The sequence below is a fragment of the Methylobacterium sp. Leaf111 genome (assembly GCF_001423285.1).
Classification (GTDB): Bacteria; Pseudomonadota; Alphaproteobacteria; order Rhizobiales; family Beijerinckiaceae; genus Methylobacterium.
The window spans coordinates 169,987-182,231 of sequence record NZ_LMNE01000001.1 but is presented as its reverse complement, the minus strand read 5'-3'; the positions used below and the strand labels follow the sequence as shown (position 1 = coordinate 182,231).

Here is a 12,245-nt window from a genome sequence, read left to right as displayed (position 1 = left end):
AGCGCATGGCCTACTGGCTCTACAAGTCCGAGCCCTCGACCTGGTCCTGGGAGCAGCAGGTCGCCGCGGGCGGCGCCGGCACGTACTGGAACGGCGTGCGCAACCACGTCGCCAAGAAGCATCTCATGGCGATGGAGGTGGGCGAGCGCGGATTCTTCTACCACTCCAACGAGGGCAAGGCGGTGGTGGGCATCGTCGAGGTGATCCGACCCTACTACCCGGATGATTCCGACGCGACCGGCCGCTTCGGCATGGTCGATCTGCGCGCCGTCGAAGCGCTGCCCCGCCCCGTGACCCTGGAGGCGATCAAGGCCGAGCCGCGCCTCGCCGCCATGGTGCTCGCCAACAATTCCCGCCTCTCGGTCCAGCCCGTGACGGAGGCCGAGTGGGCGGTGGTGCGCGCGATGGGCGGCCTCGGCTGAGCCGCCGTCCGCTCAGCCCTGGCGCTGCGCCTGCGTCACCGCCAGGTGGATCAGCTCCGCGAGGGTGCGCAGGCCGAGCTTCTGGCGCATCATCGAGCAGGCGTTGGTGATGGTCTTGTAGCTCACCGACAGGTCGCTCGCGATGGCACCGTAGGACTTGCCCTGCGCCAGGCGCTGCAGGATCTGCAGTTCGCGCGGCGTCAGCTGGGTCTCGGGCGTGCGCTTCGGGTCGGTGCGGAGCATCGCGACCTCGGTGGCCAGGCGCGGATCGAGGTAGGGGCGGCCGGACCGGACCCGCTCGAAGGCCTCGAACAGCTCGCCGGAGGCGTGGTCCTTGAGTACGTAGCCGAGGGCTCCGGCCTCCAGGGCCCGCGCGACGATGACCGGATCGTTGTGCATGCTGAAGACGAGGATGCGCACCGCCCGGTTGGCGTCGCGCATCCGCCGGATCAGTTCGAGCCCGGCGAGGCCGCTGCCCTGAAAGGTCAGGTCGCAGATCACCGTCCCGGGACGCAGGCGCAGGAAGCTGCGATAGGCCGCGACCACGCTGGTGGCCTCGACGATCCGCTCGATCCCCGCATCCTCGAGCACCCGCCGGCAGCCCTGGAGTACGATCGGGTGATCGTCGATGACGAGGGTCGGCGCCTCGGTGGTGGTGGCGATCGCGTTCATGCGCTGGGAATCGGACTCGTGTCGACGTCCCGCTCATCATCGAGCGGAATCATGATCCGGACAACCGCGCCGGGCTGATCGTTGTCAAGCATGAACGTGCCCCCGAGGGCTTCCACGCGCTCCCGCATCCCCGAAAGACCGAGTCCGAGGCTGTGACCGGTCGGAATGCCGGTGCCGTCGTCGCGGATGGCGAGGCGCAGGACCCGCCCGGCGGTGGTGGCCTCGTCTCGCACCTGGACGGTGACGTTCCGCGCCCCGCCGTGCCGCACCGCGTTGGTCATGCTCTCCTGCATGCAGCGGAAGACAGTCAGGTCGGTCACGTCGCCGTAGCCGCGGGCCAAGCCCTCGAAGCTCCCGGCGAAGCGCGTCCCGGTGTGACGGCGCCGGAAATCGCGCAGCAGCAGATCGAGGCATTCCGGCAGGGGCACCTGCCCGAGGGCGTGCGGCCGCAGCCGGTTGAGGAGGTCGCGGTTCCGGGTCTGGACCTGGCCGACGATGCTGGCAATGTCCTGGGCGCGCTGCTTCAGGCGCGCCCGGTCCGGCGGCGCCTCGGCCTCGGCCATGCGGACCACCGAGGCGGCGGTCGCTTCCAGGGCGAAGAGGCAGGGGCCGAACTCGTCGTGCAGCTCCAGGGCCGTGCGGCGCCGCTCGTCGTCCTGTGCCGACAGGAGCTGGCGGTTGAGCCGCCCGTTGGCGGCCCGCGTCTCCGCCAGGGCCTGGGCCACCCGGTTGAACCGGGTGGCGATGGCGGCGAGTTCGCGCGAGGCCGGCGGTTCGAGCCGGACGGTGTAATCCTGCTGCTCCAGCTGGATCAGCCCCTCGGCGAGGTCCGTCAGCGGCGCCAGGACGCGGCCGAACGCCACCGTGAGGGCGCCGAGCAGCCCCAGGCTGAGGCAGAGGCTGGCAAGCGAGAGCGACAGGGCATAGACCCAGACCTCGTCGATCTCGTCGTGCGGCTGAGTGGTGATGCGGGCGGTGCCGATGCGCCGGCCCTGCGCCACGATCGGCAGGTCGTGCTCGCGGATCGCCGGGGCGATCAGGGCCGCGAACCAGGCCGGCGCCGCGTGCGGGTCGTGCCGGACCCGGCCGAGGCCGCCGGTGACGACCTTGCCGGCGTCGTCCAGCACCGTGACGCGGACGTGGCGCAAATCGTGGATGCGCAGGTTCAGGGTCTGGAGGATGCCGGCGGGCGGCCCCGCCTGGGCGAGGTCGATGGTATCGGACACCAGAAGCTCGACATTCGTCATCGCGGCCTGCATCTCGACCTCGACGGCGGAGCGGGCGTTGACGACGATGACCGCGCACGAGACCAGGGCGGCCAGGACATCGATGGCGAGGACCAGCACGATCATCCGGGTCCGCGTCGGCCACGACGCCCAGAGCGACCGGCGGCCCGCCTCCGCCGACGCCGCGGGCGGGGCGCCGTTGCGGTGGGGCAGGCCCCATCGGGATCGGGCTGCGGAGGCGGCGTCGTGAGGCATGGCGACTCGGGTGGCGGCCGTCGGGGAAAGCGTGCGCGGTCGTCGCCCCGTGTGTAGCGAACCCGACGCCGAATGGCAGCGTCCCGATTCGGTTTCGGGCCTCGTGGCCGGAGCCCTGGCGGATCCCGAGACCACCTGGACGATGGGGGGATTCGGCGCGCTCGCCGGCGTCGGGCGCCGCGGCGATCAGGTCGTCGCCGCTCCGGCGGACGGCCGCCTCGGCTGGATCACCCCGTTCGGCGGGATCGCCCTCGCGCCGGCGGAGGCGATTCCCGTGGCCTACGAGACCGCCTTCACCGGCGGCTGGAGCCACGCCATCGCCCTGTGTCTGCCGATGGCGCTCTGCCCCCGGACGGGGGCGGGGCCGATCCGCGCCGCCGGACGCGACGACGGGGCCCTGCGACCGCGGAATCTTGGGGATAAGTGGTTCGACCTCGGCCTCGACCTGCCGCAGGGCCGCCTGTTTCTGCGTTCCGCCGACCCGGACGCGCTCGCGCGCCTCGCCGCCCTGGCCGGACGGACCGCCGCACACGATCCCGAGGCGGTTTCGAGCCTGATGGCCGCCGCGGATGTGATCGTCACCACGCCCCTCGGCCGGATCGAGGTCTATGCCGGCGCGGACCCGCAGTCGGGCGGGCCGCGGGCCTTCCTCGACCCGAGGATCCTGGCCCTGGGCCGCACCCACGCCGCCACCGCCCCGATTCCCACCGGGCTGGTGCCCGTCGCCCAGTTCACGCCGCCGCATCCCTGCCGGGACGGGCAGGGCCGGCCCCGCCCCTTCGATCATCGGACGCATGCCGCCTTCCAGGCGATGCTGACCCGCTGGGGCGACCCGGAGCGGGTCCGCCTCAAGGCGCGCCTGGTCGCGGGCGAGCCCTTCGCGCCCATGACGGCGAATCGTGCGACGCGCGCCGTCTCGCGCCTCTTTCACGTCCAGGCTGCGGCGGCGGCGAATCAGGACGGGACCAAGTCCTGCCCAGACACCTCGCGTTAAACCTGTTGGATCTATTCAGATTCGTGACGCGTCTGATCCGAGCCTGTTCAAGGATTGGGTTAAGGACATCTTCATGCCCCATTGCGGCGCCTCTTTCGTTACACGCAGGCGTCGCCCCTCGGGCCTCGCCGCGCCGGTCGTGCCCGACCAGCGCCGCGTGATCGACCGGCAACGGTCAATCCGAACCTCTTGAAGCGTGCGAGATGTCTGAGACCCTGATGTCCGTAACGATCGATCCCTCCGAGACCCGGCGCCCCGTCGCGCCGGCGCCCCGCCCGTCCCGGGTGAAACTCCGGGTGGTGCTCCTCTCCGGCGCTGGCATCCTGGGCCTTGCCGGCTTCACTGCCTTCGCCTTCGCGACCCTCGGCAACCTCGCGGGGCCGCAATTCACCCGGCCGACTCTCGCCACGGCGTCCGCGACGCCCGCCAGTCTCGGACACAACGCCTCCGAATGGCCGGACCTGCGCGATGGCGTCCCGGCCCTCGCGCCGGCGAGGCCAAAGTCCGTCGCGGCCGCGCCGGATCAGCCGTCCGCGGCTCCGACGGCCGAGCGTCCGCTGGCCGCGGTCGCCCCGCCCGCGGCGCGGGTCGCCGAAGTGAGGCCCCTGGAAATCAGGACCGTGGACGCGAAGCCCATCGGCGTGACGGTCGCCGAAGCGCGGCCGCCCGCGGTACGGGCGCCCGAGGCGATTCCGGTCGAGAAGCCGGCGGCGGTGCCCGTCGCCGCGAAGCCGGCGCGCCTGCCGCCGATCGAGAGCGCCGCGGTGCTGCCGCCGGCGCGTCCGGCCTCGCTGGTCCCGGTGACGCGCACCGCCACCCTGATCGCGCCGCTGCCCAACGAGACGACCCGGTCGCGGGCGACGAACGGCACCTTCACGGCCCTGACGCCGGAAGCGCCGAAGCACAGCCCGGTCGCCAAGGCGACGGAGACCAAGCCTTCGGTCGTCAAGTCTTCGAGCGTCAAGTCTTCGGTCGGCAAGCCCGTTGTTGCCAAGCCTCTCGTTGCCAAGGCACCGAGTGGCGCGCCGGAGACTGCGTCGGCGCCCCCGGTCGCGCAGGCGGAGCCCGAGCCGGAGCAGACGGAATTCCTGGGCGTGAAGGTGCCGTCGCTCGCCCCGGCCGGCCGCAAGATCGCCGAGAGCGTCGAGGCCCTCGGCAATGCGGTGAAGAACCTGCCCGATCACTTCTAGCGCAAGCGCCCGGCTTCGGGCGCCCTTCGTCGGACCGGAGCGCCCGGCTTCGGGCGCCCTTCGTCGGATCGGAGCGCCCGGCTTCGGGCGCCCTTCGTCGGATCGGAGCGCCCGGCTTCGGGCGCCCTTCGTCGAGGTGGAGCGCCCGGTTTCGGGCGCCCCCGTCCGGTCAGCGCGCCCGGCTGGCGCGGGGCTTCTTGGCGATCTCGCGCTCGTGGCGCGCGCCCCGCGGGCTCTTCAAGCCCTTGGGTCCCTTCTCCTCGCGGGCCGGCTCCTCGTCGAGGATCGGTTCAACCTGGATCTCGGGCGAGCCGTTCTTGGCGAAGGTCTGGGCGAAGCGCGAGGCGGCGCCGCCCCGGACCTCGAACTTCGTCTCGCGATCGAAGATGCGGATCGCGCCGATCTCCTGGCGGCCGATATTGCCGCGCCGGGTCAGCATCGGCAGCAGGCGGCGCGGATCGGCGTTGTCGCGCCGGCCGAGATTGAGCCGGAACCACACGGCCGGGCCCTGGGCGTCGATGCGCTCCGCGTCGGCGGGATCGTAGACCGGGCGCGACTTGCGCTCGGGGCCGGCGCCCGGATCGGTGACGTCCTCGGGGGCGGGCAGGCGGGAGCGGTAGATCCGCGCCAGGGCCGCGGCGAGTTCCTGGGGCGTGCGCTGCGCCATCAGGGTCTCGGCCATGGCCACGTCTTCCTCGGCCGGCTCCTCGGTGAAGATTGGATCCTGCCACATGCGCTCGCCGTCGAGGCGACGGATCTCGTCGGCGGTGGGCGGGCCGGCCCACTCGAACGAGACCTTGGCGATCATGAGCATCTGCTCGGCCCGGCGCCGCTTCGAGGCCGGGATCAGCAAGAGGCTGGTGCCCTTGCGCCCGGCGCGGCCGGTGCGGCCGGAGCGGTGCTGCAGCACCTCGGCATCGTGCGGCAGGTCGGCGTGGATGACGAGGCTGACGGTGGGCAGGTCGATGCCGCGCGCGGCGACGTCGGTGGCGACGCAGACCTTGGCCCGGCCGTCGCGCAGCGCCTGGAGGGCGGCGTTGCGCTCACCCTGGCCGAGTTCGCCCGAGAGCGCCACGGCCGAGAAGCCGCGCTCGGTGAGCACCGCCTGGAGATGGCGCACCGCGTTGCGGGTGTTGCAGAAGATGATCGCCGTCGGCGCATCCATGAAGCGCAGGGTGTTGACCACCACGTGTTCCAGCTCGCGCGGCACCACGCGGATAGCCTTGTAGGTGATGTCCGCGTGGCCGCGCTCCTGGCCCTTCACGGCGATGCGCAGGGCGTCGTTCTGGTAGCGCTCGGCCAGGGTCGCGATCGCCTTCGGAAGGGTCGCGGAGAAGAGCAGCGTGCGTCGCTCCTTCGGGGTCACCGAGAGGATGAATTCCAGGTCATCGCGAAAACCCAGGTCGAGCATCTCGTCGGCCTCGTCGAGGACGACGGCGCGCAGATCCTGCGTCGCGAGGTTGCGGCGCTCCAGGTGGTCACGCAGGCGACCCGGAGTGCCGACGACGATGTGGGCGCCGTCGTTGAGCTGGCGGCTCTCGCGGCGCGGGTCCATGCCGCCGACGCAGGAGATGACGCGAGCGCCGGTCTCCGCATAGAGCCAGGACAATTCGCGCTCGACCTGCAGCGCGAGCTCGCGCGTCGGGGCGATGACGAGGGCGAGGGGCGCGCCGGCGGGGCCGAAGCGCTCGGCGTCGCCGAGCAGGGTCTCGGCGAAGGCCAGGCCGTACGCGACGGTCTTGCCCGAGCCGGTCTGGGCCGAGACGAGGAGGTCACGGCCTTGCGCGGCCGCCTCGATGACGGCGCTCTGGACGGGCGTCGGGTCTTCGTAGTCGCGCGCGGTCAGCGCTCGGGCGAGCGGGGCCGGCAGGGTGGGGAAGGGCACGGTGACGGAAGCCTTAGCGGGCAAGCAGGCGGAGAACCCGCCGGGGAGCCGTCGCGACGGACGCGATCCTCTCCAAACCGACGTGATTCCGGCCTCGAACGGTTACGGATGGCGTCTCTTGTAGCCGGAACTGCGGCGCAGCGCCATGACCGCGGATGCATGCCCCTCCACCCCTGGGCGCCCGGACCCGCAGCGGACGCGCCTCGTGTTGTGTTCCCCGTGCCTCTCGTGCTCATCTCCGGCCCGTCATGGATATCCTCGTCGTCGGTGCCGGAATCGTTGGACTCGCCGTGGCCCGTGCCCTCGCGCGCCGGGGCCATGCCGTCATCGTGGCCGAGGCCGAGGGGGCGATCGGCACGGGCATCTCGGCACGCAATTCCGAGGTGATCCATGGCGGAATGTACTATCCGGCGGGCTCCCTGCGGGCCCGTCACTGCGTCGCCGGCGCGGCCATGCTCGCGGCCTTCTGCGACAGCCACGGCGTTGCCACCCGGCGCTGCGGCAAGCTCATCGTGGCCACCGCGGACTCCGAGCGCGACGCCGTCGCGGCGCTCAAGGCGCGCGGCGACGCCAACGGGGTTCCGGATCTGGCGCTCCTCGACGGGGCCGAGGCCCGGGCCCTGGAGCCGAACCTCGCCTGCGTGGCGGCGCTGCACGCGCCCGGCACCGGGATCGTCGACAGCCACGGGCTGATGCTGGCGCTCCAGGGCGACCTGGAGGATGCCGGAGGCGCCATCGCCTTCGACAGCCGGGTGACGCGGATCGCCCGGACGCGCACGGGCTGGAGCGTCACCGTCAACGGCGAGGCCCTGCCGTTCGAGGCGGTGGTCAACGCCGCCGGCCTCGGGGCCCAGGGGGTCGCCGGCGCGGTCGAGGCCTATCCCGCCGCGCGCATCCCGCGCCAGGTCCTGGCGAAGGGCAGCTATTTCGGCTGTACCGGCCGGCCGGCCTTCTCGCGGCTGATCTATCCGGCGCCCGTCGAAGGCGGTCTCGGGATTCACCTGACCCTCGATCTCGCCGGCCGCATGCGTTTCGGCCCCGATGTCGAGTGGGTGGAGAGCCTGGACTACCGGGTCGATCCCGCCCGGGCCGATGCTTTCGCCCGGGCGATCCGGCGCTACTGGCCCGGCCTGCCCGACGGGGTGCTGACCCCGGACTATGCCGGCATCCGCCCGAAACTGACGGGACCGGGCGAGTCCGCCGCCGATTTCCGGATCGACGGCCCGGCCGAGCACGGGCTCCCCGGCCTGGTCCACCTCTTCGGCATCGAGAGCCCGGGCCTGACCTCGAGCCTGTCCCTGGCCGAGGAGGTCGCGGATCGGCTCGTCGGGGGCTGAGCGAAACGGCGCACGAGCCTGCGACGCTGCCGAGCGGGCCGCCCGCGCCAGCCCCGTCGCCGCGACGGCAGTCGATTTGCTCGACGCTGTGGCCTTGCCCCTCTGCGATCGTCGCCCGCTTCCACGCGCCCGCCCGCGCGCCCTGACCACCGGCACCATGCCTCGGGGCCTGGGGCATGCGTCCGGCCGCGACCGTCGGGACGCGGCCGCGGCCGGATTCCTTGCGGCGGGGAGGGGCGACTAGCGCGCGGGGACGAAGCGCAGCATGCCGGCCAGCCGGCTCGATCCGCCGGTGTCGTTCGGGTGGTTGACGCCATCGACCACCGGGACCTCGGCGAAGTCGAAGGGACTGAGCCCGTCGAGGCAGGCGACGTTGACGCCGTACTGGTCGGGATTCGAGCGGCGCTGGTGGTGCGTGTAGATCCCGCAGCGCGAACAGAAGAAGTGCTGCGCCACGCTGGTGTTGAAGCGATAGCGGGTCAGCAGGTCCGCGCCCTGCAGGATCTCGACGCCGCCGGTCTCGGCCGAGACGACGACCGCCCCCCGCATCCGGCAATACGAGCAGGTGCAGCGCCGGACCGTGTCGAGACCCTCGCTCAGCGTCGCACGGAACCGGACGCCGCCGCAGTGACACTGCCCCTCGCGCTGATCGAGCTGCGCTGACATGGCGTCTTCCTCCGTCTGCCGAGACCTTCCAGGTCCGTGATCCGTGGCGGGACCGGGTCGGCCCGCGCCCCGCGATGGCAACTCAGCCGCCGAAGCGCTCGGTCCGGACGCGGGCGGGGTCCACCCCGGCGTCGAGGAGGAGGTCCGCCACCGCCCCGACGAAGGGATTGCCGCCGCAGAGATAGGCATGGCGCGGCGGTCCGAGCCGGTCCAGCGCCTCCGCGATCATCGCCGCGTCGACCCGGCGGCCGCCGGCGCGGGTCAGGTTGAGCATCAGCTGGAAGTGCGGTTCGTCGCGGGCGCGCACCGCAAGCTCCTCGGCGGCGAGGATCTCGCCGGCGTCGCGCACGGAATAGATGAGGAGGGCGGGTACCGCCGGCGCCTTCGCCGCGCGGTGGCGCAGCATCGACAGGAGGGGCACCACGCCCGACCCGCCGCCCGCCAGGAGAAGGGGCCCGCCATCCTCCGGGCGCCAGACGAAGGAACCGCCGATCGGGCCGCGCAGCTCGATCGTGTCGCTGACCGCCGCCACCGCGTCGAAGAAGCCCGAGACCTCGCCGTCCGGCAGGCCCTCGATCAGCAGTTCGATGGTGCCGTCGCCGTCCGGTGGCGAGGCGATCGAGTAGCTGCGCTGAGCCTGGTAGCCGTCCGGGGCGGTGAGGCGCACGTCGACGTGCTGCCCGGCCAGCATAGGCCGATCGAAGGCGACCCGGAAGCGGTAGCTCTTCACCCGCCGCGTCACCGGCCGGATGGCCGTGAGGATCGCGGTCTGCCAGGGGAGGGGGCCCGGGGCGGGATCAATCACCAGTGAAGCGCTGTTCGCGCCAGGGATCGCCGTACATGTGGTAGCCGCGCAGCTCCCAGAAACCGCCCTCGTCCCGCTGGGTGAAGCGCAGGCCATTCACCCACTTGGCGCTCTTCCAGAAATACAGGTGCGGCACCAGGAGCCGGGCCGGGCCCCCATGGTCCACCGGGATCGGCGCGCCGTCGTAGTGGGTCGCCACCATGCCCTTGCCGCCCGTCAGGTCGGCGACGGGCACGTTGGTGGTGTAGTCGTCGTAGCCTTCGGCGAGCAGGAAGGCGCTCGGCGCCGCGATGCCGGCATCGGCCAGGAGGTCGTCGAAGCGCACGCCCTCCCAGGCGGTGTCGAACTTCGACCACTTCGTCACGCAATGAATGTCGCCGCCCCAGCGGGTGCGGGGCAGGGCGTTGAAGGCGTCCCAGCTCCAGCTCTTCAGGGGCCGCGACCCCTCGCGCAGGGTGAACGACCAGGTCGCGAGGTCGATGCGCGGGTTGGGGCCGATCTGGAGCACGGGGAAGTCCTCCGTGAGGTACTGGCCGGGGGGCAGACGCTCGCGGGTCGCCTCGGGCGGCTTGCGCCCCGTGAAACCTCGTGTGCTCATGCTCCCCTCGCGCTCGTCGGACCGTTCGCGGCGACCGTGGCTCGACGATCAGCCCGCGCGGCAGGCTAGCATTCCCTCAGCGATCGCGCAGCACCAGCCACAGGGCGTGAATGGTGCCCGGCAGCACGCCCATCAGCGTCAGAAGGATGTTGAGAAGGAACTGCAGGCCGATGCCCGTGGTCATGAGGACCGCGATCGGCGGCAGGAAGATCGCGAGGATGATGCGGATGAGGTTCGACACGGTCACTCCGGGTAGGCGGCGCGCGCGGGAATGCGATCGCAACCGCCCAACCGCAACGGGATCGTCGCGGCCAGGTTCCCCCGCCGGGCCGACGGGAATTTCAGTTTCTTAATCTCTGCGTCCCCAGGATGGTCTGGACATTGCCGAAGGACGGACCGCGCAGGAATTCCGCGTATGATCGAAACCCTCATGCGCGATATCGAGCAGGTGGTCCGCTCCGGCGGCCTGCTCCAGCGCGGACGGGTGCTGCAACGGCTGTCGATGCTCTTCACGGAGCGGGCCGCCGGGCTGCGCGAGGCGCAGGTGGAGGTGTTCGACGCGGCGATGCTGCCCCTGGCCCGCGCGGTCGATGGGGCCGCCCGCGTCCTCCTGGCGGACGGCTTGGCGGATGTGCGCAACGCACCGCGTGCCGTGGTGCGCGACCTGGCCTTCGATCCGGATATCGCGGTGGCCCGGCCCGTCCTTCAGCGCTCGCCGCGCCTCGACGAGGCCGACCTCGTCACCGTCTCCGAATCGCGGGGGCAGGAGCACCTGCGGGCCGTTGCGCAGCGGCCGACGCTCGGCGAGCGGGTCACCGACGTCTTGGTGGCCCGCGGCGACCGGCAGACGGTGCACGTGGTCGCGGGCAATGCCGGCGCGCAATTCTCCGGCGCGGCCTACACCACGCTCGGGGAACGGGCCCGTGGCGACGCCGTCCTGCGGGCCATGCTGGTGACCCGCGCCGCGCCGCGGGGACAGCCTGCGGCGTTGGCGGCCGGCCTGCGGGGGAGCCAGACCCTTCCGCGCGCGACGGATGCGGATGAACGGCGCATCGACGATCTGGTCCGGGCCGGCGACCTCGACACGGCTTTGGCCGAGGTCGCGCGCCTCGCCGCGGTGTCGCCCGCCTTCGCCCGGCGCGCCTACGATGCGGTGGACCACGATCCCCTGCTGTTTCTCCTGCGCTCGATCCGCCTCGGGTTCGGAACCCTGAAGCTGTTCCTGCGGACGAAATCCGGCCCGGTGCGGCCGCCCGAGGCCTGGACCGGGATCCAGAGCGCGTTTCAGGCCCTGTCGGTGACCACGGCGCAGCGCGTGGTCCGCCTCTCGGCGCAGGCGGGCGGCGCGCCGGACGCGCGGGATCCGTCGGGCCCGGGCCGCTGATCCGGGGGCCCAAGTGCTCGTCGAGCTCCTCCACCTCCTCGTCACGCCGGTGCCCTTCGCCCATCGCCGGAGGGGCCACCTGCGCGAGAGCGTCCTGCTGATGTCCCGGGGGCGCCGCTGCCGCAGCGCCTGGGCCCCCCATCTCGCCGCGGCGCGGGCCGCGATCCTGGATGCCTGCGACGGGCTTCCGCAGCGGCGCGTCGCCGTGGTGCTCGGCTCGGGCCTCCTCCAGGATGTCCCGCTTGCGGACCTCGCGGCGCGCTTCGCGCGCGTCGACCTTGTGGATGCCGTGCATCTCTGGCCGGCCCGCCTTCGGGCGCGGGCTCATCCCAACGTCCGGCTTGTCACCGCGGACCTCGCCCTCCGAACCGATCGGCCCGATCCTTTGGCCGCCCTGTGCGGCGGTGCGGACGTCGACTTCGTGGTCTCGGCCAATCTCCTGTCGCAGTTGCCGATCCTGCCCCTGGACCGGCCCGGCTTCGTGCCGCCGGATCTCGGAAACCGGATCGTCCGGGCCCATCTCGACGGCCTCGCGGGTTTGCGGGCCCGGGTCTGCCTGGTCACGGACGTGGAACAGATCGAGGAGGACCGGACCGGACGCGTGACCGAGCGGCTCGACCTGCTGCACGGGGTGCGCCTGGGGACGCCCGACCGGCGCTGGACCTGGGACCTCGCGCCCTTCGGCGAGGCGACGCGCCACCGTCGGCTGATCCATCGGGTCGAGGCCTCCCTCGACTGGCGCGGCCCCTAGAAAAGCGAAGAAGCCGCCCGATGGGGCGGCTTCCAGTCGGTTCGCGCGGTGGGACCGCGC

Annotated in this window: 13 protein-coding genes; 6 read left to right on the top strand and 7 right to left on the bottom strand. The window is 72.3% G+C overall.

From position 1 onward, the window contains the following. Positions 1 to 5: 5 nt before the first annotated feature. Entirely contained in the window at positions 6 to 422 is a 417-nt protein-coding gene (locus ASF41_RS00695; protein WP_056490017.1) for an EVE domain-containing protein, read from the top strand. A gap of 12 nt (positions 423 to 434) precedes the next feature. Here ASF41_RS00695 and ASF41_RS00690 read toward each other — a convergent pair whose 3' ends face one another. Together ASF41_RS00690 and ASF41_RS00685 are read right to left on the bottom strand one after the other, a co-directional pair. Next, on the bottom strand, positions 435 to 1,094 hold the full coding sequence (locus ASF41_RS00690; protein ID WP_056350441.1) for a response regulator transcription factor: 660 nt from the start codon (positions 1,092 to 1,094) through the stop codon (positions 435 to 437). Continuing rightward, positions 1,091 to 2,575 (bottom strand): ATP-binding protein, encoded by a 1,485-nt coding sequence (locus tag ASF41_RS00685; RefSeq protein WP_056350439.1) that lies wholly within the window; start codon positions 2,573 to 2,575, stop codon positions 1,091 to 1,093. The genes ASF41_RS00690 and ASF41_RS00685 overlap by 4 nt, the downstream gene beginning before the upstream one ends. Before the next feature lie 49 nt (positions 2,576 to 2,624). Between ASF41_RS00685 and ASF41_RS00680 the strand changes: the two genes are divergently transcribed. Further along, a complete protein-coding gene (locus ASF41_RS00680) occupies positions 2,625 to 3,569 on the top strand; it encodes a DUF6925 family protein (RefSeq protein WP_056490013.1) in 945 nt (314 codons plus the stop codon). A 218-nt stretch (positions 3,570 to 3,787) separates the two neighbouring features. Beyond that, a complete protein-coding gene (locus ASF41_RS00675) occupies positions 3,788 to 4,759 on the top strand; it encodes a hypothetical protein (RefSeq protein WP_162242099.1) in 972 nt (323 codons plus the stop codon). A 169-nt stretch (positions 4,760 to 4,928) separates the two neighbouring features. Here the strand turns inward: ASF41_RS00675 and ASF41_RS00670 are convergent, their stop codons facing one another. Continuing rightward, positions 4,929 to 6,644, bottom strand: a complete 1,716-nt coding sequence (locus tag ASF41_RS00670) for a DEAD/DEAH box helicase (RefSeq protein WP_056491179.1) — start codon at positions 6,642 to 6,644, stop codon at positions 4,929 to 4,931. Positions 6,645 to 6,892: 248 nt separating this feature from the next. Between ASF41_RS00670 and ASF41_RS00665 the strand changes: the two genes are divergently transcribed. Continuing rightward, positions 6,893 to 7,981 (top strand): NAD(P)/FAD-dependent oxidoreductase, encoded by a 1,089-nt coding sequence (locus ASF41_RS00665; protein ID WP_056490008.1) that lies wholly within the window; start codon positions 6,893 to 6,895, stop codon positions 7,979 to 7,981. Positions 7,982 to 8,221: 240 nt separating this feature from the next. On the opposite strand, the gene ASF41_RS00660 is transcribed toward ASF41_RS00665, so the two are convergent. From ASF41_RS00660 to ASF41_RS23430, 4 genes are all read right to left on the bottom strand, one after another. Beyond that, a complete protein-coding gene (locus ASF41_RS00660) occupies positions 8,222 to 8,647 on the bottom strand; it encodes a GFA family protein (protein WP_056490005.1) in 426 nt (141 codons plus the stop codon). Positions 8,648 to 8,729: 82 nt separating this feature from the next. Continuing rightward, a complete protein-coding gene (locus tag ASF41_RS00655; protein ID WP_056490002.1) occupies positions 8,730 to 9,452 on the bottom strand; it encodes an FAD-binding oxidoreductase in 723 nt (240 codons plus the stop codon). Then, on the bottom strand, positions 9,445 to 10,050 hold the full coding sequence (locus ASF41_RS00650; RefSeq protein WP_056489989.1) for a sulfite oxidase-like oxidoreductase: 606 nt from the start codon (positions 10,048 to 10,050) through the stop codon (positions 9,445 to 9,447). The genes ASF41_RS00655 and ASF41_RS00650 overlap by 8 nt, the downstream gene beginning before the upstream one ends. Positions 10,051 to 10,126: 76 nt before the next feature. Then, positions 10,127 to 10,291 (bottom strand): YqaE/Pmp3 family membrane protein, encoded by a 165-nt coding sequence (locus tag ASF41_RS23430; protein WP_082503991.1) that lies wholly within the window; start codon positions 10,289 to 10,291, stop codon positions 10,127 to 10,129. 174 nt (positions 10,292 to 10,465) lie between these two features. Here ASF41_RS23430 and ASF41_RS00645 point away from each other — a divergent pair, with 174 nt between their 5' ends. Then, positions 10,466 to 11,434 (top strand): DUF2336 domain-containing protein, encoded by a 969-nt coding sequence (locus ASF41_RS00645; RefSeq protein ID WP_056489984.1) that lies wholly within the window; start codon positions 10,466 to 10,468, stop codon positions 11,432 to 11,434. A 13-nt stretch (positions 11,435 to 11,447) separates the two neighbouring features. Next, on the top strand, positions 11,448 to 12,185 hold the full coding sequence (locus ASF41_RS00640; RefSeq protein WP_056489981.1) for a hypothetical protein: 738 nt from the start codon (positions 11,448 to 11,450) through the stop codon (positions 12,183 to 12,185). Positions 12,186 to 12,245: the final 60 nt, after the last annotated feature.

Bases quoted from the DNA above. Each gene is read 5' to 3' on its own strand.
- ASF41_RS00695 (WP_056490017.1), top strand. From the start codon at position 6: ATGGCCTACTGGCTCTACAAGTCCGAGCCCTCGACCTGGTCCTGGGAG.
- ASF41_RS00690 (WP_056350441.1), bottom strand. From the start codon at position 1,094: ATGAACGCGATCGCCACCACCACCGAGGCGCCGACCCTCGTCATCGAC.
- ASF41_RS00685 (WP_056350439.1), bottom strand. From the start codon at position 2,575: ATGCCTCACGACGCCGCCTCCGCAGCCCGATCCCGATGGGGCCTGCCC.
- ASF41_RS00675 (WP_162242099.1), top strand. From the start codon at position 3,788: ATGTCCGTAACGATCGATCCCTCCGAGACCCGGCGCCCCGTCGCGCCG.
- ASF41_RS00665 (WP_056490008.1), top strand. From the start codon at position 6,893: ATGGATATCCTCGTCGTCGGTGCCGGAATCGTTGGACTCGCCGTGGCC.
- ASF41_RS00660 (WP_056490005.1), bottom strand. From the start codon at position 8,647: ATGTCAGCGCAGCTCGATCAGCGCGAGGGGCAGTGTCACTGCGGCGGC.
- ASF41_RS00650 (WP_056489989.1), bottom strand. From the start codon at position 10,050: ATGAGCACACGAGGTTTCACGGGGCGCAAGCCGCCCGAGGCGACCCGC.
- ASF41_RS00645 (WP_056489984.1), top strand. From the start codon at position 10,466: ATGATCGAAACCCTCATGCGCGATATCGAGCAGGTGGTCCGCTCCGGC.